The 22354-nt window shown below is 37.5% G+C and carries 19 protein-coding genes and 3 tRNA genes; 20 read left to right on the forward strand and 2 right to left on the reverse strand.

The annotated features are described in order from the left end of the window. Window positions 1-5: 5 nt before the first annotated feature. The 16 genes from N4627_RS03195 (at window position 6) to N4627_RS03270 (ending at window position 16638) form a co-directional block, all read left to right on the forward strand. A complete protein-coding gene (locus tag N4627_RS03195; RefSeq protein WP_260964989.1) occupies window positions 6-299 on the forward strand; it encodes a hypothetical protein in 294 nt (97 codons plus the stop codon). Between the two features lie 135 nt (window positions 300-434). Next, window positions 435-2912, forward strand: coding sequence for a coiled-coil domain-containing protein (locus tag N4627_RS03200; RefSeq protein ID WP_260964990.1), 2478 nt, complete (start codon window positions 435-437; stop codon window positions 2910-2912). A gap of 167 nt (window positions 2913-3079) precedes the next feature. Beyond that, on the forward strand, window positions 3080-4243 hold the full coding sequence (locus tag N4627_RS03205) for a hypothetical protein (protein ID WP_260964991.1): 1164 nt from the start codon (window positions 3080-3082) through the stop codon (window positions 4241-4243). A 113-nt stretch (window positions 4244-4356) separates the two neighbouring features. Continuing rightward, entirely contained in the window at window positions 4357-7314 is a 2958-nt protein-coding gene (locus N4627_RS03210) for a VirD4-like conjugal transfer protein, CD1115 family (RefSeq protein WP_260964992.1), read from the forward strand. Window positions 7315-7319: 5 nt separating this feature from the next. Further along, entirely contained in the window at window positions 7320-9767 is a 2448-nt protein-coding gene (locus N4627_RS03215; RefSeq protein ID WP_260964993.1) for a pLS20_p028 family conjugation system transmembrane protein, read from the forward strand. A gap of 109 nt (window positions 9768-9876) precedes the next feature. After that, a complete protein-coding gene (locus tag N4627_RS03220) occupies window positions 9877-10233 on the forward strand; it encodes a hypothetical protein (RefSeq protein ID WP_260964994.1) in 357 nt (118 codons plus the stop codon). Further along, a complete protein-coding gene (locus N4627_RS03225; protein ID WP_260964995.1) occupies window positions 10214-10876 on the forward strand; it encodes a hypothetical protein in 663 nt (220 codons plus the stop codon). Before N4627_RS03220 ends, N4627_RS03225 begins: the two co-directional genes overlap by 20 nt. Window positions 10877-10889: 13 nt before the next feature. Next, on the forward strand, window positions 10890-12824 hold the full coding sequence (locus N4627_RS03230; RefSeq protein WP_260964996.1) for a conjugal transfer protein: 1935 nt from the start codon (window positions 10890-10892) through the stop codon (window positions 12822-12824). Beyond that, window positions 12824-13081: a hypothetical protein gene (locus N4627_RS03235; RefSeq protein WP_260964997.1), complete on the forward strand. Its 258-nt coding sequence runs from the start codon at window positions 12824-12826 to the stop codon at window positions 13079-13081. The genes N4627_RS03230 and N4627_RS03235 overlap by 1 nt, the downstream gene beginning before the upstream one ends. A gap of 12 nt (window positions 13082-13093) precedes the next feature. Beyond that, entirely contained in the window at window positions 13094-14290 is a 1197-nt protein-coding gene (locus N4627_RS03240; protein WP_260964998.1) for a phage tail tip lysozyme, read from the forward strand. Between the two features lie 18 nt (window positions 14291-14308). Then, window positions 14309-14893, forward strand: a complete 585-nt coding sequence (locus N4627_RS03245) for a hypothetical protein (RefSeq protein WP_191913374.1) — start codon at window positions 14309-14311, stop codon at window positions 14891-14893. Then, window positions 14893-15522 (forward strand): hypothetical protein, encoded by a 630-nt coding sequence (locus tag N4627_RS03250; protein WP_260964999.1) that lies wholly within the window; start codon window positions 14893-14895, stop codon window positions 15520-15522. Before N4627_RS03245 ends, N4627_RS03250 begins: the two co-directional genes overlap by 1 nt. A gap of 1 nt (window position 15523) precedes the next feature. Next, on the forward strand, window positions 15524-16183 hold the full coding sequence (locus tag N4627_RS03255) for a CPBP family intramembrane glutamic endopeptidase (RefSeq protein ID WP_260965000.1): 660 nt from the start codon (window positions 15524-15526) through the stop codon (window positions 16181-16183). A gap of 217 nt (window positions 16184-16400) precedes the next feature. Further along, window positions 16401-16472, forward strand: a tRNA-Glu gene (locus tag N4627_RS03260). Between the two features lie 12 nt (window positions 16473-16484). Further along, a tRNA-Met gene (locus N4627_RS03265) sits at window positions 16485-16558 on the forward strand. 5 nt (window positions 16559-16563) lie between these two features. Further along, window positions 16564-16638, forward strand: a tRNA-Asp gene (locus N4627_RS03270). 439 nt (window positions 16639-17077) lie between these two features. Here N4627_RS03270 and N4627_RS03275 read toward each other — a convergent pair. Continuing rightward, entirely contained in the window at window positions 17078-17572 is a 495-nt protein-coding gene (locus tag N4627_RS03275) for a hypothetical protein (protein WP_260965001.1), read from the reverse strand. A gap of 304 nt (window positions 17573-17876) precedes the next feature. On the opposite strand from N4627_RS03275, the gene spxA reads away from it, so the two are divergent. From spxA to N4627_RS03295, 4 genes are all read left to right on the forward strand, one after another. Beyond that, window positions 17877-18278: a transcriptional regulator SpxA gene (gene spxA / locus N4627_RS03280; RefSeq protein ID WP_003717976.1), complete on the forward strand. Its 402-nt coding sequence runs from the start codon at window positions 17877-17879 to the stop codon at window positions 18276-18278. A 139-nt stretch (window positions 18279-18417) separates the two neighbouring features. Next, window positions 18418-19104, forward strand: coding sequence for an adaptor protein MecA (locus N4627_RS03285; protein ID WP_003716815.1), 687 nt, complete (start codon window positions 18418-18420; stop codon window positions 19102-19104). Window positions 19105-19199: 95 nt separating this feature from the next. Then, window positions 19200-20192, forward strand: a complete 993-nt coding sequence (locus tag N4627_RS03290) for a competence protein CoiA (RefSeq protein ID WP_260965002.1) — start codon at window positions 19200-19202, stop codon at window positions 20190-20192. A gap of 67 nt (window positions 20193-20259) precedes the next feature. Further along, window positions 20260-21636, forward strand: a complete 1377-nt coding sequence (locus tag N4627_RS03295) for a C69 family dipeptidase (protein WP_260965003.1) — start codon at window positions 20260-20262, stop codon at window positions 21634-21636. Window positions 21637-21695: 59 nt separating this feature from the next. On the opposite strand, the gene N4627_RS03300 is transcribed toward N4627_RS03295, so the two are convergent. Beyond that, window positions 21696-22331: a DsbA family protein gene (locus tag N4627_RS03300; RefSeq protein ID WP_098044985.1), complete on the reverse strand. Its 636-nt coding sequence runs from the start codon at window positions 22329-22331 to the stop codon at window positions 21696-21698. Window positions 22332-22354 lie beyond the last annotated feature (23 nt).

The following is a 22354-nucleotide window of genomic DNA, read 5'->3' on the forward strand; positions in this document are numbered from 1 at the left end:
GAGTAATGAAAACTTGGTTCACGACTCAAGTCTTACCATCACTTTACCTAAATGATGCATTTGACAACATTAGTTCCGGCTTAAACAGCCTTGGTGGTCGACTCACCATGGTTCTTCTAGTTTTCGGAGCCGTCCTATTTGTTGTCGGTGGTTACTACTACAGCTCTGGTGAAGAAGGTAAGCGAAAGGGTAAACACCTGTGGCTACAAGTAGGTGCTGGTGTTGGCGTTGCCCTAATTGCCGTTGCTATTATTAGTTACATCAAAGGCGTTATGGGTAGCGGTGGCTTCGGTAGTTAATCCTCTGTTTTCCAAGCTTAATTTCAAGAAAAGAGTCTACCAAAGTGTAGGCTCTTTTTTGTGGCAAAAGTTGCTAAGGCTTAATACTTCCCTATGCTATTAGTGATTATAAATATATTAAGGAGATATTAAGGTATGGGTCTAATCAATAAATTATTTGGTCATGGTAAAGGCCTGCCCTTTGATGACCATTATCTAGTCCGCTTTGAGCTGGCTAAAGAATTTGCTCCGGAGAATAATGCAGAAGTAAAGAATGTCTTGGATTCTGTATCTGGTGAGCAAAAACAAAATAATAAACCGGCAATAAACGAAACATTACCATTTGCTAGTTTTGAAAGTGCTGAAGATTTTTTCATTAAGCTACGTGATATTGCAGCTAAAACAGCTAAACCAGTTACTTTCGCTTACTTTAGTATTTGGGAATATGATCCTAATGAAAAGACAAAAGTTGGTAAAATTGGTTCTCCAGATGGTAATCCGCATGAAAAAATCCGTTTAGAAGGTGAAGGACATGAGTTCTTCATTTCTAGCGAATATCAAAACATGACGGTTAAGATATTTGAAGAGATCTTTAACGATCCCGAAAATAATGGCTCTTATGAAGAAAAAATTGATTATTGTAAGGAAATTCGAGATGCTTATTTAAAATCAACTCATTTATCTGAAAGCGAAGTTGCTAAGCTTCCAACCGTTGAAGAAACAGAGTCGGGTAACGTAAAATTAGCAATTCCGGCTTTAGCTAATCCAAGTATGGTTAAGGACGATACTCCAGTTAGGGCAGATACACCGATTTATGATCCAAGTTCCCAGTCACTCTATGATCCACATTCTCAATCAGCGGCTGCAGCAACAACGGTAAATAATACTCCTAAAGAAGCTCCGGTTACTGCTAATTCAAGTGCTAGTTCATTAGTTGAATCAGTTAATAGCGAAGGGGTAAGGACTTTAGGTGCCTCTTCTACGGTTGCTGCACCAGCCAGCCAAGCTCAGAGTGAAGCACCAAAGGTTGATCACAGTTTGACTCGAAGAACTATTCGAAAGAGCATTGAAGATCAAGCTCAAGATCAGGTGGCTAATGCTCAGACAAAGGGACATGTAGAAGCTCCCCAATTTAGTGTAGCTGTGTTTGATCCAGTTGAACCTGGGACAGAAGGGTATGTTGATTATCAGGTCAATCAAAAGCGGAAGACCTTTAATGTAGAACTACGCAAGATTGCTTCGCAAATTTCTGATAAGAACGAAAAGGCAATTATCAAAGATCGTCAGGAAGCTAGTAAAAAGGTTGATCAAGCAGTTAAGAAATTCCATGCTGAACACCAGCATGACGATGATAAAATCTTTAGTGATATTCAAGCAGAAATGCAAGAAAAAGCCAACGTTGAGATTGATGAAGCAAATCAAAAACTTGATATTGACCAGCAAAAGCAACTTGATCAAGCCCAAGAAGCTTATCATGCGCAAGTGCATGAAATTGAACATCAGACTAAAGTCAAAAAGCAAGATAGCGAAAGTTCAATTAACCAGAAATACACTGAGCAAGCTGAGTCGATTTTTAAGGATCGCCTATCTAAACACGATTCAGAATTGCAAAAAGCTGAAGAAAAATTAGTTCAAAAGCTTTCTTTACAACTGGAACTTAATGCTCGAACCTTGTCTTCCCAATTACGTTCTGATGGTGATAAGGTTTTACAGGAGGCTTTCCATAAGATGAACGATGACTTGGATAAATTTAAAGTCAAGGCACTTCAAGAGAACAATAGTGCTAAAGAAGTTAATATCTCACAACAACGGGTTGAAAACGAAAAGCACCGGTTAGAGACACCATTTGATGACTTGAAACAGGCTAATCAGAAGTTACAAGAAGTCCAAAACCAATTAGGTTCAGTTACTGCTGAGAAAAATAAGCTACAAAAAATTAATGAAGATCAAGAAGCGCTTCTTCACGCTAATAAGCACACTATTGATGGCTTACACCAGCAAGTTAATAACTTAACTACCAAGCAAGCTAACGACAAGGTTAATAAATCTAATACCGAAGCTAATGAATTACTGAATAAGTTGGTTTCTTTGCAGATGGCTAAGATGCTTGGCAATGATACGCCTAGTTCTCAAGCTAGCGAGACTACCAAGCAATTAGCTAACTCGTCAGTAAGTGATCAGCAGATGAAATTAATGCTTAAAGGGTTCCGTCGTTTAACTACTGGATTGGTAGTCTTCTCGTTATTACTTATTGGTGCTGGTGGATATACTCTTTATCATCAGCAGCAAGTTCATAATCAACAAATGGTTGAGATGACTAAAACGATGAATGCTAAAGTGGCCGCTGCTAAGAAGGCTACCCCACGAAGCATTTCTCAAAGTGAAGCTAATAAGAAAGCATTAATCGCACTACATGAAAACTCACGGAGTAAATTAGATAAATACTCTAATGAGAAATACTATGACTTGGATAAAGCAATCATTGATAATGATGCCTCTGCAGCTAATACAGCGGTTAAGGCCATGGGAAATGATTTAAAGATGAATGATCACTACCGAGCTACGCAAGCACAAAACTTATTACAAACTGCTGGAAATAATTACTTGGCCACTCGGGTTGCTGAGGCAAATTAATCATTTTCTGCTTATACCTTCTTAATATCTTAAAAGCTCAAAGGATTTTACGTCCCTTGAGCTTTTTTGGCGAAAGATTGGTAATAGGTTAGGAGCGGTAGTTTTAAGGTGAATTAAGAAGGACTTTTCTTAATTTCAAAATTATACGAAATGAAGGGATATTGCCTATGAAATCTAGTTATAGTAAGCTTTCTAGTCAATTTCTATTGGCAGCTTTGTTAGCGACCGGATCATCAATTGGCTTTATGAATAGTCAATCATCAACTATTCACGCTGATGTAGCATCAGATTCACTTGAAGTTACGGATACCCAAGAGGTTGATTTTGTTGATCAACAAACTGGTAAGACAGTTGGGCATCAGCAACTTACTTTAGCAAGTAACGGGAAAACCTTTGCCGATGACACTAAATTAAAGTTGCCAGATGGCTATAAGCGGACCGACAAGTTTGTTTATGATCTAGCCGCAAAAGGTGGCAAAGACAAACATTATAGTGACAATGACGGGAAAGTCGTTTGGAATGTTTATGTAGCCAAAGATACTACGGATAATGATGATGTTACCGTAAATGGAAAAGCTGGAAGGCAAATTACTACTAAGACGACTACTAGTGATGATGGGTCAACAGTGGTCGTCACAACTACAATTACTACTAAAGGGAACAAATCAACTACTAAACCAGCTGATGACAGTAGTACTTCGTCAACGGATTCGATGGATCCTAATAGTGACAGTTCCTCTAGCTCTAGCAGCAAGGATTCTAGTAGTAATTCATCAACTTCCAATAGTCAGGATTCTAAGTCAGACGCTAGTTCGGCTAAATCCAGCAATTCAGCTAGTTCAACGAAGCAATCAAATGCTACTTCATTGATGGATCCTAATGGTAGTAGTTCATCAGCCAACTCAGCTTCGACTCAAAGCTCTCAAGCAAATACTACTTCGTCTACTAATGATCAGGCTAAATCAGCTAATGAAAGTGCCGATAAGACAACAGCACTCCCAGATCCTAACAGTAGTACTAGTGGAAATGGTGCAGCTGCTTCAAACTCAAATGGTACTAATTCAGGAGCAAACTCCAGTTCTAACTCCAGCGCTAGCTCTTCTTCAGCTTCCAGTAACCCAAGCAATGCTAATGGTGGAGGAAGTTCTGCAGGTAGTGCTAACGGTGCTCAAAGTAATGGACAAGGTGCTCAGACTTTGCCCCAAACTAGTGCTGATCAGGCTCAACCAGCAATTGAAAAGGGAATTGGTTTAGCCATGAGTGGCATATTAGCCGGTATTGGTTTAGGCCATGTAATTAAGCATCGTCGAGACGTCAAAGAGAAAAAGTAGAAATTAGGCAATTAGGCAGTACTTTAAGTACTGCTTTTTGTTTGGCGAAAGATTGTCGATCGAGATAACCGTCTTAATCTAGCTCTGATGAATTGAAAAGGAGCCTTTCAAAAATGATATTGCATCATGATTACGATAAAGAGCGCCAAAGAAAAGAGGAAAAGCCACACTTCCTCGGTTCTCCAGGCGGTTTAGTATTTATGTACTTAATAACAATCATTATTTCTAGTATTGTCATGTGCTGGCTTACCGGAGTACTTGGTGGAGTTTGGACGTTCTTCCAAGATCCGGTAACTAAAAACGGTTTACATGGCTTATTCCTTGGTCAAACTAATGCAACTTATGGAAATGAATTAGATCAGGCTGCTTCAATAAGCAATTTAGGAAATTTCGCCATTGCTAAGCAATTTCCAGTAATTTTCTTAGTTTTAGAGATTACTTTTATAGTTTTCTGGTCACGACCAATTTTACGGATTCACGCTCGCTGGCGACCACGACAAGCTAATCAATATGGTAATGACCGGCTAACGTCTGAACCAGAAATTTTGCGTCAATATCCGATGATTGCTGATCGGGATCTTGAATTTCCGGGATATGGTGGAGTGCCAGTTGCTCACTTCCAACCATGGTCAATCTTTATTAAGTACCATCCAGTACTTTTTGTTCGTGATTACTTAAAGCCTTGGTTGTCACATACAACTAAGTTTACTAAAGGGTTTTATGCAATCGATCAAACTACCGTTAATACTTTAGGAATTGGTACTACTCGTTCTGGTAAGGATGAGACTGAAGTTACTCCGCTAATTGATATTTTGTCTCGAGCAGCTAAGAAGTGCTCCATGGCAATTTTTGACCCCAAGACAGAAACATTAGCGAAGACTTATTTAAACCTCAAAAAACGAGGATATGAAATTGCAGTGCTAAACGTTAGTGATACTAACTACTCAATATCTTATAACCCACTTCAAACAGTCATTAATTATGCTAAAGACGGTTATTATGATGAAGCGCAAGAGGCAATTAACTCGCTAGCTACGACAATTTATACCGATCCCAATGCTAAAGATAAATTTTGGCAAGAGTCTTCAATCAACCTGCTAAGTAGTCTTGTTTTAGCCTTAATTGACCATGCAGAACGAAACAACCGGAATTGGAAAGAGATCACAATGGATAACGTTATCCATATGATGACTGACTTAGGTGGGAAGGAAGTTCTGATTAATAAAGAGGGACAAATTATCCCTGGTAAAGATGACGATTTACCAGAAGTTGACGATGACAAGCCAATTGCTAAGAAGCCCATGCTAGTTATGTACTTTACTAAGTTACGTCAAATGCAGTCTTCAAGTTATAGTCGTTGGCGTCAAATGGCACTTGATTCATTTGCCCAAAGTAAATTCTCTGGTGACGAAACCCAAGGGAATATCTACAGTTCAGCGATTGGGCCAATTAAAATTTATCTACAAACCAGGATTGGCCGGTTAACTTCTTTAAATACTTTGGACTTTGAACGGCTAGGCTTTCCTCGGCGATTAAAGTTGGTATTTTCTAAAGAATATCGCTTTAGTACCGTAATTATTAAGATCACTGATTCAACAGGGAAAGTAATTGAAACTAACAACTGTTCGGTAGATAAGTTATCCCATTTGGATTATGCTGTCCGAAATAAATTACCGGAAAACTTCAATGTTGATGTGTCCTTTAATTTTCGACGTAATAAGCCAACAATAATGAGTGATTATATAACCTTTGCTGGGCGAAAAGTCTTTAAGCGAAAAGGACTAGATCGCAACAATTATGTTATTGATGAGTACACCAAAAAACCAGTACTTAATCGGGTTTCGCTATCGGTTACTGATAATCAGCTTCATGGAGAATTAATTAAAACTGAATTTGATTATTCAGAAGCTCCGGTGGCATTGTTCATGATTACACCGCCAGACAATCCTTCTTATAACCAAATCCCAGCGTTCGCTGTTGACCAACTGTTTAATGCTTTATGGAAAATGGCAGAAAAGAATGGCCGTAAGTTGGTTACCCGAACTCATATCGTTGGAAACGAGTTTGGTAACATTCCAACGATTAATAAGATGGAAACTAAAATATCAATTGGGCTATCTGCCGGAATTCTGTTTGATCTTTTCGTACAGAACCTTGAACAGTTTGAAGATCACTATTCAAAGAGTCAAGCAGACACAATTAAAGCTAACTGTGCTAACTGGCTCTATATTCTGACTAATTCAAGTAAAACAGCACAAACTATTTCTACGTTAGTTGGTAAACGGACGGTTGATGTTACCAGCAATAGTAGTAAACGTGGTGATTCACAAAGCGGAAATGTAAGCAGTTCTTATATTAGTCAACCGATTCTCTCACCAACCGAGTTAACCAATTTTATGGGTGGTGAAATGTTAACGTTACGGACGACTTACCGCCAAGATCAAAAGGATCATTCGATCATGGCTTATCCAATCTTTGCACACGGGGTTACTAAGATGCCATTCATCCATAAGTTCCTTCAAGATGAATACAATGATGGACAAACCGTTGCGGATATTGGGATCAAGGCTCCTCATCGTAATTTAGACTTAGACAAAATCAGAATTAATTATGACGATGCTTATTTACAACTAATTTCAACTGATACCGATGATGACACGGAAGCCGATGAAGAAAGTGGAAGCTTCGCCACACCGGAATCAGAGTCAAAGACAGAAAACGGTGAATCACAAGAGAATGTTAACGCTAATGTTTCTGACACTAGTTTTCAAAGCAGTCAAGAGACTACGGAAATAGACAATGAGCCAGAAAATAAGCCAATATTTGATGACTTCATCTTAGATAATCACCGCTTCTTAACTGATATAAATGCCTTGATTTATAGCTACCTTAAGGATGTTCCACCATCAGAAGTTCGCCAAGAATTTTTCAATCGAACTTATGACTTCTGGCGAGATCCAAAACATAATGATTGGGAATATCTAAGAGAACTATTTGCTGGTAACTCAGGGTTATACAACTCACTTCGAGAAACGATTAAACAAAAAATTAATAATTTAATGAAAGGATGAGGAAGTTGGACTTAATTGCACTAATTAAATATGCCCTAACCAAGCTATCGCTGTTTGCAATTACAGAATCCTCTTTCAGTACAGCAGCTGCTGGAGGCCCTTATACTAAAATACCTGATAGCGATACAGGCACAGTTATTAATTTCTATATAAACTGGTCTTCCTATTTACATTTAAATTATGGCTTTCTTCATGCCACTTATGGATACTTACAAAAGGCAACAGTTAATCTTCTATTTAGCACCGATAGAGGACTAGAAAAAATCTATGATACAGTTTTTAGCTTTTTAGGTTGGGAAGGGAATATCTCTAATTCTAGTGGCCCTCTATATGGGCTATGGTATTTCTTTCAATTTATGGGTTGGTCATTACTAGCACTTGGGCTACTTATTGTTGCCTTTCAGTCCTTAATGCACCGCTCTGATTGGGGGAAAATTGGTACTAATGTCGTATTAGCCGCAATGACGATGACCTTATTACCGATGATGATGCAAATGTTTAATACGGTTGCTGTTGATGCTGAAAGTGCAATTAAGAGCGTTAAGGGTACTGAGATGACAACTGATATTGCTGTTCAGCCAATAAAAAACAATGTGATTGATTTAAGCACCTTGATTAGGCGAGATTTTGGTAATTTTAAGTATAAACCTGAAGCTAAGAAAATTCGGAATGTAGCAAAGTGGAATGTTATTAATTCTGCTAAGGATGTTAAGGAAATGGACTTCGGTCAGTACTTAGATAAGAAGACGATGAATGATGATTTAAAGCTAAGTAAGTATAAGGCTGGAGAAGCAGCGATGAACTATCACCTTGAAGATGAACATAATCAAGTTGGTGGTGGCTACATCATTGCGAAGAATTCTAATGCTGGGTTGGGGACCTTGAATGATAGATATTATTCACGATATTCGGTTAACTGGATCGGGCTTATTGGTCAGAGCCTTATTATTGGCGTTGTCCTACTTATTGCCGGTATTCGGGTATGTAAAGATTCCTATGAACTAACTCTAATGAGTTTTATTGCTCCTTTGGTAGCTTATCGAAGTATCAGGTCCACGAAGAAATTAAGGGATTTAATTTCTTCTATTGCAGGTATGTATACTTCAATCGTCTTTATGATGGCTTTAATTCGGGTCTACTTAATTGGATTAGTTGTGTGCCAGGCTAAGGTTCCTGGTATGAACTGGTTCGAACGAAGTATTGTTATTCTGATGCTGTATGCTGGTGGCGCCTTTGCTATGTTTGGTGGCCTTAATTACCTTGAACGAGTAACGGGGGTATCTCAAGGCCTATCTGATGAAGCAGGACAAGCAATGGCCGTTGGTGCGTTAGGCGGTGCTGCGGCTGGTGCTGCTGTTGGACTAGCCGGTGGGGCGATGAGTAAAGTTGGCGGTGCTGTTAGTCGCTTTAGTAATAATCGGAGTAATAGCAGTCTTACAGGTAGTAATAGTCGGACCAACGGTATTACTAGTAGTCGAGACAACTCTAACAGCAGTAGTGGTTCAACAAGCAAGTCGAATGACCAAAATAACACCCATGGTATTTCACGCAGTCGTTCGCAACAAAACGGTCAGAACAACCCACAAACGACTAATACTAATCAGCAAAATCAAAAGGGTGGTTTGCAGAATAATCAAAACAACCCAACCGGAATTTCAAAGTCTGGTAACCAAACTAATCAGAATAAAGCTAGTCAAACCAATGACCAAAACAGTCAGAATGTTAATAATCCACAAAATGGAATCAATAGTTCTAATATTAACAATGGATCATCTAATCGGAATGAAGCTAATAATGGAATTAGTGGTCAGACACCAGACAGCCAAGATCAAAATGGTTGGTTAAATGGCACTGAGCAAAATGCTATGAGCGATACTCAGAACATGAACCCTGTCTCAGATGATCCAACTAACCAAAATCCAACTGGAATTGGTTCTAATGATCCTATTCAAAATATGAATATGGATCCTAATGCTAATGTTGCGGAAGATCCTAATAATCATGGTCTTGATAATCCAGAATCTGAAAATAGTTGGGAAAATGATCCTAACTTAAACAGTAATGATAAGTTTGATCCAAACGGACAGAATGGCATTGGTAATCAAAACGGCCTTCCAAAAGATGATAGTTTTGAAGGACAGGCAGATTGGCTTAATGATATGAGTTCTAGTCAACCGCAAGGAGAAAATCCGTCATTTGATGAAGGTACTACTAGTTCGGTCGGCTCTTCAGGTGTTGGACAAACTCAATCGCCAAGTGCCGGTACATCAGCAAGTAGTACATCAACACCAAATACTGGTGTACGAATTGGTAATGCACTTCAATCTACCGGTAATCGGGTTTCCAATGTCTCAAGATCCGTTCGACAACATTCAACGCAATATCTTAAGAATCACCAATTCAATATTGGGACTGGGAATCTTCATGGCCGTGATAGTGACCAATTAGATTAATAAGAAAGTCAGCTGTAAAGCTGACTTTTTTAGTTGGCAATTGTTGTATACAGAAATAATTTACGTAATATCTAAGTGATTTAACTAAGAGGAAAGGATAGTTTTAGCAATGAACGATAACTATGGGGTTGTTAGTGGAATTGGCGAAGGAATTAAAATTGGTCTGTTTTTCGTAAAAGATATTTGCTGCCTAGCAGCAGTAATATTTCCAGCTTATTTAATAATGAACAATGGCTTTCCACCTACCGAAAAGTCTAAAAGTCTCCTGTTCTTTATTGTTGCAATTGTGTTCGCCTTCTACTTAGATTTACACCCACTTACTAATCCGGGTAAAAGAAACTACGAAGTTATTTGGATGCTGCTTAAGGATCGAAAACCAAAAAGCTACAAATCATTTGGCTACTATGAATTTCGACCTTTAGAAAAATTAAAGGAGGAATGGTCTCGTGGTAATTCAAACCAATAAGAAAACAAAAGTTAGCAGAATCGGCAGGACTAAAAAGAAAAATGATTTGTCTGACTTACTAAAATTCAATGGTTCCGATCCTAATTTGGATTCGTCAATCCTCAAATTATTTAATTACAAAGCGATTACAGCTGACCATGATCATTTAATTGTTGCTCGTGATGGAAGTTATATGGATTTAATTAATATTCGAGGCCATGGCCTTTATTCCTTAACTTATGAACAACAAAATATCGTCCTGAGTGATTACCACAGATTCCTCCAAGTCTTCTTACCAGATCATAAATACATTATTACGCCATTTCCAGTGGATACTAGTCCGCAAAAAAGTTTCTGGGGTGAACGCTATATCAAGGTAAGCAATCAGTTACGAAGAGAAACTAATGCTATTCGACGTAAACAGTTGCAAACCCAACTTTATTACATCCGGATTAAGCAGAATAACAACATTTTAGTTGAACAATTGCTTCATTCTGAGGAATTTTACCTATTAATTTTTGGTAAGGATAAAGAAGAAGTGCGAGATAAGCGTAGCTCGTCAATTAATTCTGGTGGTGAAGCATTAATTATGAACCAGATTACTTTGGAAAAGAAGAAAGAAATTTTGTTCAGAATTAATAATCTAAATACAGAAATTAAGTAGGAGGTAAAAAAGGGTGAAAAGAAAAGAGATTAGACGATATGAAGAAGCTGGATATGATCTTGATTTCTTAGCAAAAGTTCAAACCCAAGGGAATTTACGAGTACATGGTCGATATATTGAGATGGGAGACGGCTTCCTAACCTGCTTACGAGTTTACCGTTATCCTTCTCAAGGTTTAGGTCGATTCTGGGGAGTACCGTTAACTAATAATATGAACACAATGAGTGTTGTTTCTGTAGGAACCGAAGACCAAGAAGCAATTCAAAAAGCAATTGATTCAGCCGCTGGTGAAGAGTACTCACGTATTTCCGGGAAGAATAAAGTAATTGACAACTTAACTGCTGGTGGAAAATATAAGGACTTACGTAATTTATTAATTAAGATGACTCGGCAACATGAAATTGTGAAGCGACTATACATCAGAACGTTTGTCTATGCTGAAACAATTGAAGAACTTGATAAGCGTTGCCGAAAAATTATTCATGATAATCATGAGTTCAGATTTGGACGCTACAGTAGTGAGCAACTTGATGATTTTCAAAGTATCTTTGTTCCGACAATGAGGGAAAAAGGAATGGTAAATAAGCCGGAAGGTACCCCGATTGATGCTGAGAACCTGACCGGATTTTATCCTTTCAATCACGTTAAGTTGGATGATCCACATGGTAGTTACTATGGCTACACCAAAACTAATGGGGAAGTTATGTTTGATCCGTTCCAACGAGACGATATTCGGACACGATCATTCTTTTTTGTTACCGGTAACGCTGGTATGGGTAAGTCAACCTTACTAAAGAAAATGAATGACGATGTATTCGCTCGTGGCGCTTTTATTCGCAATTTTGATGTTTCCTCGGAATACTCTGCCCAAACTAAACGTCAATCAGGAGTAGTAGTTGACTTAGCTCGGCCGGAATTTATGATTAATCCATTTGAAATTTTCCCAACAGAAATTAACGAAGATGGTAGTAGTAATGAAATTAGCTCATTTAACCGGCAAATTACGAAACTAAAGAATATGTTACGGTTCTTTAATCCTAAGGTTAATGACGATGACCTCGGGGTGTTTGAACAATGGCTTAATAAGTTCTATGTCGCTCAGAATGTCTGGGTTGCTAATGCCGCTAAGGTTCAACCAGATATTAAGGTAACCAATCTTTATTTACCTAAAGATGCTTACCCAACCCTTGAAGATTTTGTTTTATTTGCTAAAGAACAGAAACGAAAAGCAACGAGTGATATACGACGGCGACCAACCGATATGGAACAACGTTCAATGGTACGAATTGTTAATACTTTTGAAGGGCTATTAAACAATAAACGTTCTATGTTTGAAGGCTATACCAAATTCCCGGACTTAAGTAATGAACAAGTCGTTACTTTTAATTTACAAAGCCTTAATGCACAAGGAAAAAATGTTTTTAATGCACAAATTTATCAAGTATTGACCTTACTTGAAGGAGAAATCATTAAAAATGGTTTGAGGCAACGACAATTACTGCAAGCTGGAAAGATTACTGAAGATGATGCTAAATGGTACTACTTGAATCTTGATGAAGTTGAAAATTTGATTAATCCACACTTCTCATATGGGGTTGAATTTTTGGCTTCAATGATGGAGCAAATGCGGAAGAACAACTGTGCAATTACAATGGCGGCACCAACAATTAAAGATTTAATCGTTAATGTTAGTTCAGATAGTCCGTACATTATTGCAGTTCAAAAAATCTTTTCACTGTTCCAAATTAACTTCTTCTTCCAAATTTCTAACGATGACTTACCACGATTAAAGGTTGCATTAGGTAAGTCAATGTCAATGGCTGAACTTCAAGGTTTGACCACGTTGCGACGAGGAGAGTGTCTAATGAACATTAACGGTGATCGCAACATTCGATTCTATGTTCAACTTTCTGACGAAGAAAAGAAAGTTTATGGGGGCGGTATGTAATGGCGATTACTAAAAAAGATCCAGAAAAGCATCATCATTTCCCACATCCAGTAAAAGCAGCAAAGCATAGCTATCAAGACTTTCAAAAAAGGTCTAAGGATTATGTAAAAGCAAGAGTTGACTACATAAAAAATAATGATGAAGAAAATGATCGAAATACTAATCAACAATCGGATCGAGTTAATATCAGTTTTCTGATTTTTATGGTGGCTTTTGCGCTGCTTCTTGGCCTTTTTAAATTATTAGATTGGCTTTAAGAGGTGAACTAAATGCGAAAAAGGATAAAGGCCCATTGGATGATTATTACTGCTGGGATAGTAGGATTCGGAGTCTTCTTGCTTTTATTAGGTGGCTTTGTTTCAGCACTATTTGCACTAGAAGCAGGAAATTGTAAGGGAGACTCTAATGATATGAGTCCTAATGGTGATGTAACCAGTTCAGCTAATTTGAATGATAATGCAAAGAAAATCTTTGATTATTTCGTTAAAAATCTGGGGTTTTCCGGAGCGGGAGCTGCTGGGGTTGTTGGTAATGCTTCAATTGAATCAGGATATGATCCTAAGGCAAATGGTGGAAGTGTTAAGGGCATTTTTCAGTGGGGTGCCGGTGGAATTAACGGTGACCGGCTTCATCAAGGTGGCTTCATTAAAAGTGATGCTGATTTAACGCTTGAAAATGAGCTGAAACTGGCAGCTTATGAACTAGATCATAGTTATGCTTCAGTTAAATCTAGGGTTGGTCATGCTACTGATCCTTCAGTAGCTTCTAAAATTTGGCAAGATGATTACGAACAAGCACCTGGTCAAAAGACCGCTGAACGACAAGGAGTAGCTCGTGAGGCCTATCAGAAATTTGGTGGTTCTACTATTAGTGCAAATGATAGTTTGCTTGGTAATGTCGTTGCTGCTGGTGATGCTGGTGCTAACTCTGATGCTGCTTCTGGTCAAGCATGTCCGAACGGTTCAGAAGGTGAAGGTAACGGTGAAATGCTTGATATAGCAAAGAAATTACTAGGCTACTTCTCTTACGCTTATGCTCGCCCAGTTTTACAAAATACCATGAGTAATACTAGCAGTCATAGTGTTTCTGATGTCCGTCGTGATGGTCACACTGATTGTTCCGGTTTCGTTTGGTTAGTCTGTTATCTAGCCGGGTATAAGGTTCCTGCTGGTGGCTGGTATACCGGTTCAATGTATCAAGACGCTACAGGACCTCATCAGTACTTAAAACAAGTTGACGAAGGTTCGGCTAAGGCTGGTGATATTGTTGTTTGTGGTGGTCCAGGTTCAACTGGTGCTGGTGGCCACACTGCCATTCTGGCCGAAAACTGGCATGGTATGAGTACTAAGGTGATTAACGAAGGTGGAGGTGGCGACGATGTTAACGAACACACCTTTGAATATGCGTTTGGTACTGCCCTGGGAAATGATCAGCGGATCTTCTGTGAACCTGTTGCCAAAAATTAAGTATTGGGGTGAATTAAATTGAAGAAAACAGGTTTTCTGTATGTAATTGCAGTAATTACCATTATTTTTGGAATTCTATCGTGGCCTAGTGGAAAAAAGGTTAAACAAGCACAAGCAACCTTAAGTTCTACTAATACTCAAATTAAGAAATATAGGGAGCAAGCTAATAACATTACTCCTCAGGATAAAAATTTTGATCTGCAGTTAGCAGAACAAAATGGAGAAAATAAAGTTAATGAAGGCGTTGGCCTGGCTTTAGGTGGAATTCATTCAGATGACGATTTTAATAAGAATAAGGATAAATTAGTGTCTGATTTGGGAACCAAGTTAACTAAAGAGCTAATTGGATACTCACAAGATCGAAATACTAGAAAGTACATCACTAGTAAAAATGATGGGGTAGTTACCACATTTAGCAAAATGGGTAATCCTAGTGAGGCTAATTTTGAAACCTATACACAATTTGAACGAGAAGATGGGACTAAGAAATATGTCCTAATTGAAGGAACATATGATTTGAAAGCCGGGAAAGTTTTAACGGCAACAGTTAGTCCATTATCAGAGAAACCTTCTAATCATGTTCAGTCGGGAGATGAAAATTAATGAATAATAAATCTCTACCTATTATATTGATAGTCATTGGCTGCCTTTTAACTGCAGGTGGGGTTCACCATAGTCACCAAATGGACGCTAAATTGGCTAGAATAAACACAACACTAGATAGCCGAAAACAAGTTTTGAAGCATTATCAAGCAAAGGCTGAAAATCCTTTGTTATCTGATAAAGTCAAAACACCTGCACAAAAGAGTACACAAACCCAATTAAATACAAATAACAAAATGTTTAAAGCAGCTAATGGGTTCTTCTCGGTGGCCTTTAATTTTAGTAGCCAGAAAGAATGGAACCAGCGAAAAAATAATGCTCGTCGTTATGCTACTGACGATGTACTTAATGATAAGAAGCTATTTAATTCCGGAAAAGATATAACTGGTAATAGTATTATCGAAGCACAAAAAGTAGTTTCTACTTTTAATTCAGTTAATTTATCTACTAATACGATTAATAACAATGAGCATTCATTAACGGGGTTAGCTAAGGTTAGTTACTCTGCTTCAACTGATAATCATAGTCCGGCCCAGCATACCGATGTTTACCTATTAAAATATGATTTACACCAGCATAAATTATCTTTGGTACATCGTATTGGAGAATTGAGTAGTGAGGATAATTGAAATGAAGCATAAAACTTATTTATTTCTAAGAAGCGATGGATTCACTGTTATCAGCTATTTCTTTTGCTTACTATTGGCAACTTCCTTGGTCCCAGTAGTAGGAAGCAAGGTAGCATTAGTTCAAGAATTGTTATTGCTAGGGTTATTACTGGTGTTAATTTTTCTTCATCGAAGTACTTTGTTAAGAAAGATGGATAGAAAACTGGTGCTTAAAGGATTCCTTTGGGGACTTGCTAGTTTGATTGTAGAAGGATTAATAATTATCAGTATTATTCTGATAACTAAGGTATCAATACCTTCGCAAAACACCTCAGGGGTAGTGACCGCCATTAAGAAGTACCCACTATTTATTGCCTATACGATTTTAATTGCCCCTATGGTGGAAGAGTTAGTTTTTCGTGATTCCTTCTTTACGATTTGCAGTAAATATCTAGCAAGATTGCTAAAGGGAAAAAATAAGAATATTTGGATTAACATCTTAGCAGCGGTAATTACCGCTTTGATTTTTGCCGGGCTACACGCTGATAATTCTGTATGGGAGTACGTCTTGGTTAGCTTATTCTTCCAATGGCTTTTCTACCATTACAAAGATATTCGAGTAAGTATGATTGCACATATAACTTTTAATTTGAGCACCTTATCATTACTACTATTTTTCTGATTAATACAAGCAATTTGCAGATTCTCAAAAATAATTTAAAATTATACTTGCAATAAATTAGATTCTCTGATATATTTATTATTGTTGTCGGAGGGTTGATATTCTTGGTAAGAATATTACGGTAAAGCTTTTTGTTTAATAGTTCATCTTTGGTGCTTTAAACAATGTATTTGACTGATATTAAAGCTTTTCCTTTTACCTCCTTCTCCGTTACTTTGACCCGTTAGTCAAGTGGTTAAGACACCAGCCTTTCACGCTGGTATCGTGGGTTCAAATCCCGCACGGGTCATTTTTTTATTATCGCGGGGTAGAGCAGCCTGGTAGCTCGTCGGGCTCATAACCCGGAGGTCGTTGGTTCAAATCCAGCCCCCGCAATTGTTGGTCCGTTGGTCTAGTTGGTTTAGGACGCATCCCTGTCACGGATGAGATCACGAGTTCGAGTCTCGTACGGACCGCTATGGTAGTCAAGCTTATTACTTGGCTTTTTTTATTTTAAGTAATAGTGCTGGCTCTACGTCAGGTAGTGTTGATCAGGGAATTTTTGCTCTACATTGTAAAATTGGACTAAAGGAATCATTTAAAGGTGATTCCTTTTTAGCTTACTTAAGTTTGTATTTCTGTTGGTTAGAGAATCGTACCTTTTAACTGGTATGTAAGAAATTAACAATAATCTGTTTAGTCATTATAAGTAAGCACATTGTAACAAAACACCCATATTTAACTTCTTAAGTTTCCTATACTGAGCTCATCGGTAAGGAAGCTTTTTTATGGTGCGCTCACAATTAAGTTCCTAATAAGTAAGATTATTATCAGATAAAAAACCACAAAATAACATCTAAGTTAAGGAGTAATTACCTAGTCATTATTTTGTGATTTATTAGTTATTTAATTTGATTACATTAACGGGCGATATACTTCATCATAGTATGTATTGTTAGGATCGCGGGTAGTAAAGCTGGCTAACTGCTTGAAATCTTCAGTTTCCTTCCAGGTCATCAAATCATCAAAGTCGTTTAATGCAGTAAAAAGAACTAACGTGGTGCTTTCATCTTTGTTGTCGACTTGGAGAAAAGCTTGCCCATTAATTAATGGGGATGGATCATCAACCATCTTACTAAGTGTGTTAAAGAGAACTTTCTGGTGGTCATTATCTACTTGGAATGATTGGTAATAAAGGATTCCTCGATAATTACTATTTAACCGTTCTCCTAATACCGTATATTCAACGGGAGATTTAAAAATAGTTGGTTCATTAGAAAAATCAAATAGTGCTAAATTATTGCTGTGAACCGAAGCCTGCATGAGCTTAAATTTTCTGTCTGGATACTTGTTAATAATACCTTGTAAAATTTGCCGTGATCCAAACGTTAAACTTAATTTTGATAACATGGCAGTTCCTCCTTTTAATTGTATAAATTTATTATAATACTTTATTTCTGTTAATTACCAATTATCGGTTAATTGACTATCAAATCTAGCTTCGATTTAGAGTAGCGATTTATTAGATTAATTTAAAATCTTTAATTTATTGGTAAAAGGGGTTGAAATGTTACTGCTGTATGTTATAATTTTACTTACAAAAAGTAATTAAAACACAGTGTCACTTTTAATGATATAAAAAACATTGTATAATTATAACTATAGTGGTGAGTTTCTGATAAAGAATTAGCTCTAAAAGGAGGCTTCTTATTTAATGGTTACACTTTACACGTCTCCAAGTTGTACTTCATGTCGCAAGGCTAAGGCATGGTTACAAGAAAATGGAATTCCTTTTAAAGAACGGAATATTTTTTCTGAACCGCTGAATATCGATGAAATCAAGAACATATTACGAATGACAGAGGACGGTACAGAAGATATTATTTCCAAGCGTTCTAAAGCTTATTCAAAATTAAATGTTGATTTGGATGAGTTACCGATGAAGCAATTGTATAAATTGATCAGTAAGAATCCAGGGTTACTACGGCGACCAATTATTGTTGATGAAAAACGGCTTCAGGTTGGTTATAATGAAGATGAAATTCGTCGTTTTCTTCCTCGTCAGGTCCGTGAATTAGAATTAGCTGAAGCTGAACGAAAGGCTAATATGATTTAAAATTAGTGAATAAGGTATTAAATAGACGCAATGTATTGATCTGGACAGGTCTTATATTGCGTTTTTTCATCCTTTACTTTTGTGATAAATTAGTTAGAATGGTAGTAATATAGGTATCGAGTCGAAGGAGGTGCTTTTTATGGAAATGGAGCGCATTAATGAAAATACAATTCGTGTTTTAGTCGACTCGAATGATCTTGAAGAACGGGGAATAAAGATTCTTGATCTGTTAAGTGACCATAAGCAGATCCAAGATTTTTTCTATAGTATTTTGAAAGAAGTCGATTCTACTCACCAATTTCAGGATAATGATTCAGTAACTTTTCAGGTAATGCCAACAGGAAATGGTCTGGAGCTTTTTATCAGTAAGAATGATCAGGTTAATGCGATGGGTGATGGTCGAAATGACGCGATTACTGATTACATTCGCCAGAGTATTGCCCAGCGCCGGAAAGATGAATCGTCAACTAATGAGGCGGATGAATCACTGAAAGCTGATGATTACCCAATATCAGGAAATGATTCAGACACATTAACAAAGCTGGTCGTCGTTAGATTTGATCAATTTGAAGACCTGATTCAATACGCAAAGGTTGCTGAGGACAATAATGTGGTTAGTGAGCTATATAAGTACAATGACCAATATTATTTAACTTTGCAATACCTTATTACTGATGAGAATACAGATGAAGAGATAAAGAACCAGATTGCATTAGCATATGAATACGGGAACGCAACTAATATTGCATCTGATTATTTAGCAGAACATTCAAAAAAGCTAATGGAAATCTCAGCCTTACATTTAATTCAACATTATTTTAACTAAGGAGAAACATCCCAAGAATTATTTGAAATTCTGGGATGCTTTTTTGATGCAATTAATAATTTTTGTCGTCTTGTATATATGGGGAGGTGGAAAAGTTGTTAGTAGCAAAATTAAATGACCAATTTATAAACGCCTTTGATGCTTGTCAAGGAAAGAACTACTGTTGTCCAGCGTGTGGGGAGCACCTCGTCCTTAAGCAAGGTCAGAGTAAGATCGCTCATTTTGCTCATCAGGTAAATAGTGGGTGTGTTTTACGGGAAGGTGAGAGTTATGAACATCTTTTGGGAAAACAACAAATTTTTGAATGGGCACGAAAAAAGGGGTGGCAAGCAGAACTTGAAGTTTATATTCCACAGTTAGAACAACGAGCAGATGTCCTTCTTAGAATAGGCGGGCAACGAATTGTAATTGAATTCCAATGTAGTCCATTATCTTTAACCGCTCTCCAAAAACGAACTTTCGGTTATCAGAGCATTGGAATAAAGTGTTACTGGTTTTTAGGTTCACCATACAAGCGGAAACTAAATCAACGACAAGCACAGAAATTCGTCCAAATAGTTAATCGACAGTATACAATTATTTTTTGGGATATTAAGGCTAAAATATTCAGATTAGTTAAACTTGCCATTAAAGAAAAACCGCTTAGTTTAAAAGGTGTAACCCGTGACTACCGCATTCTTCATCGACTTTCATTACTTCAGGAAATTAATCCTTGCGTAAAGAAATTTACTGGGGGCTTACCGGTTATTTGCCACCAAAAAATTTGGGGGATTCAAGTTACTAACCATCCAGAAATATATTGGCGGTGTTTGGTCGTAAAGAGGTTAAATGAAATACCGCTTTTTACTAGTTTTAGTTTGAATTCATGGCTTTATTTACTGAAAGAAGTGGGCTTAACCGAATGGGTGAAATTTCCCTGTCTCCCCTCATCAAGGATCATTAATGATTACTTAAAAGTGTTTACTAAACAATTACTAAAAAGCGGCATCATTATGATGGACGAGCAGACAATTATTTTAATAAGACACCCAAGTTATCACAGATCACTCATGAATCAATACCAAGAAATCCAACGATTAATTCAGTGAAATCATTAGTGGTGATTAATAAAATATGAAATAATAGAAGAGAAAAAATAAATCGGGGATGACCTAGATGAAATATCATACTTGTACAACTTTTCTTGCTGGGAAAAAGGCAACCATTGATGGTTCAACGATTGTTTGCCGAGTTGAAGACTATTCGAATAACTTTGATCCACAACGATTTGTAGTGGTTAAGCCGGAAAACCAGCCGCAGCATTACGAAAGTAAAACAACAAAGTTTACGATTGACCTTCCAACTAACCCATTAAGGTATACAGCAACTCCTGATGCGGATAATAGTGCTGGGATTTTTGGAGCAAGTGGGATTAACTCAGCTAATGTCTCGATGACAGCAACTGAAACAATTACTAGCAATCCACGAATTCTTAGTCTTGATCCATATAACAGTGAAGATGGAATTGGTGAGGAAGATTTCTTAACCCTAGTTTTGCCCTATGTCAGAACTGCTAAACAGGCTGTTGAACGCGTTGGTCAACTCTTAGAAAAATATGGAACCTATGAAGCAAATGGGATGGCGTTTGGTGATCAAGAAGAAGTCTGGTATTTAGAAACAATTGGTGGCCATCATTGGGCTGCGGTTAAGATTCCTGACGATGCATATGTAATTGCACCAAACCGACTGAACATCACCCACTTTGATTTCGCAGCAAATAATACTTTATGTTCTGCAGACTTGAAGAATTTAATAGATAGTAATCACCTCAATCCCGAGCAAGATGATTATAATTTACGACTGATTTTTGGTAGTAGTACTATTCATGATACCCGGTATAACAATCCCCGGGCATGGTATGTTCAACGCCGACTAAGTGGTGATCAGGAAAACCAGCCGACAGATCAAATGCTGCCATTTATTAATTACCCACAACGTAAAATTACGATTCAAGAGATTAAAGAGCTAATGAGTTCCCATTATCAGGGTACTGATTATGATCCTTACACTAATGAGGATGCACCATTTCGTTCAATTGCCTTAAACCGGAACCTTGAACTTCATATTCTTCAAATTAGGAATGGCGTTGATCCACGAATTAGCGGTGTTCAGTGGCTTGCCTTTGGTCCTAATACAGTCAATGCAGTTGTTCCATTTTATACAAATATTCAAGAAACACCGCAACATTATTGTGATACAAAAACAACCTTTGATATTCAAGATATTTACTGGTTAAACCACACTATAATGGCAATTGCCGATCAACATTACCAAAAGGTAGAATCAATGATTGAAGACTTTGCAGAGCAAGTTATGACACAAACGCTAGCTTTACAGCACCAAGCGGATCGTGAATTCTCAACAAAGGATGACATTACTGCATTCTTAAGCAAGGTTAATGAACAGATGGCAGAAATATCCTACCAGGAATCAATGAAGTTGCTAGGAAAACTCGTTAATTATGGATTTATGAATGCTCACCTAAAATACTAGTTAATATAAACGACCCCCAAAGTTCCCGTTTGAACTTTGAGGGCCGTTCCTTAGCTTTATTATTTTTGGATGGTTCTTGTTTGGGGATGTAATTGATAATTTTTGATAAAGTTGGCTACCGATATTTCGTCTTCTAACTGCTTATTCTGGTAAGCGGTAATAAGAGTATTGTAGTCAAAGTTATTGAGTAAGAATCCATATTGTGATTGGCTTGAATCAAAAACGACAGCAGTCGCAGGTTCTTTAACCCCTAAGCTTTTAGCAACTTGCTGTTCCTGGCGAAATGTTTTCTTTGCTAGGGACGAATTTCGATCTTCCATGAACATTTCTAGATCAAGTTTAGAGCGTAGGGCAACATCTTTTACCAGGTCATGGTTGTAGTTAATATTTTCTTTGATTAGGGCATTTTGAAGTATTAAGAGGAATTGTCGTCCCCGCTTTTTCCCCTGAAAAGAGGCGGCCATGTAATCAAGAATTACCTGATAGATCGTCCGAGAAACAATTTGACGAACGGCTAAACTATGCTGATTTAAGTGATAAGATTCAATGGTTTGTTGAATGGTTGCCATATTAAAGAACGGAATGAAACGATAATTAACTTTGGTGTTAAGTTGATGGTCAATCTTAAGAACATCGTGTTCGCACCGGAAGCAACGATTCTCTAGCGGATTGACGAATAAATGAATTTCTAGCATTAAATGCTCCCCCTCGTTTAACA

Source organism: Limosilactobacillus vaginalis, assembly GCF_025311515.1.
GTDB classification, from domain to species: Bacteria; Bacillota; Bacilli; order Lactobacillales; family Lactobacillaceae; genus Limosilactobacillus; species Limosilactobacillus vaginalis.

Bases quoted from the DNA above. Each gene is read 5' to 3' on its own strand.
- N4627_RS03195 (WP_260964989.1), top strand. From the start codon at position 6: ATGAAAACTTGGTTCACGACTCAAGTCTTACCATCACTTTACCTAAAT.
- N4627_RS03200 (WP_260964990.1), top strand. From the start codon at position 435: ATGGGTCTAATCAATAAATTATTTGGTCATGGTAAAGGCCTGCCCTTT.
- N4627_RS03205 (WP_260964991.1), top strand. From the start codon at position 3,080: ATGAAATCTAGTTATAGTAAGCTTTCTAGTCAATTTCTATTGGCAGCT.
- N4627_RS03210 (WP_260964992.1), top strand. From the start codon at position 4,357: ATGATATTGCATCATGATTACGATAAAGAGCGCCAAAGAAAAGAGGAA.
- N4627_RS03220 (WP_260964994.1), top strand. From the start codon at position 9,877: ATGAACGATAACTATGGGGTTGTTAGTGGAATTGGCGAAGGAATTAAA.
- N4627_RS03235 (WP_260964997.1), top strand. From the start codon at position 12,824: ATGGCGATTACTAAAAAAGATCCAGAAAAGCATCATCATTTCCCACAT.
- N4627_RS03240 (WP_260964998.1), top strand. From the start codon at position 13,094: ATGCGAAAAAGGATAAAGGCCCATTGGATGATTATTACTGCTGGGATA.
- N4627_RS03250 (WP_260964999.1), top strand. From the start codon at position 14,893: ATGAATAATAAATCTCTACCTATTATATTGATAGTCATTGGCTGCCTT.
- N4627_RS03255 (WP_260965000.1), top strand. From the start codon at position 15,524: ATGAAGCATAAAACTTATTTATTTCTAAGAAGCGATGGATTCACTGTT.
- N4627_RS03275 (WP_260965001.1), bottom strand. From the start codon at position 17,572: ATGTTATCAAAATTAAGTTTAACGTTTGGATCACGGCAAATTTTACAA.
- spxA (WP_003717976.1), top strand. From the start codon at position 17,877: ATGGTTACACTTTACACGTCTCCAAGTTGTACTTCATGTCGCAAGGCT.
- N4627_RS03285 (WP_003716815.1), top strand. From the start codon at position 18,418: ATGGAAATGGAGCGCATTAATGAAAATACAATTCGTGTTTTAGTCGAC.
- N4627_RS03295 (WP_260965003.1), top strand. From the start codon at position 20,260: ATGAAATATCATACTTGTACAACTTTTCTTGCTGGGAAAAAGGCAACC.
- N4627_RS03300 (WP_098044985.1), bottom strand. From the start codon at position 22,331: ATGCTAGAAATTCATTTATTCGTCAATCCGCTAGAGAATCGTTGCTTC.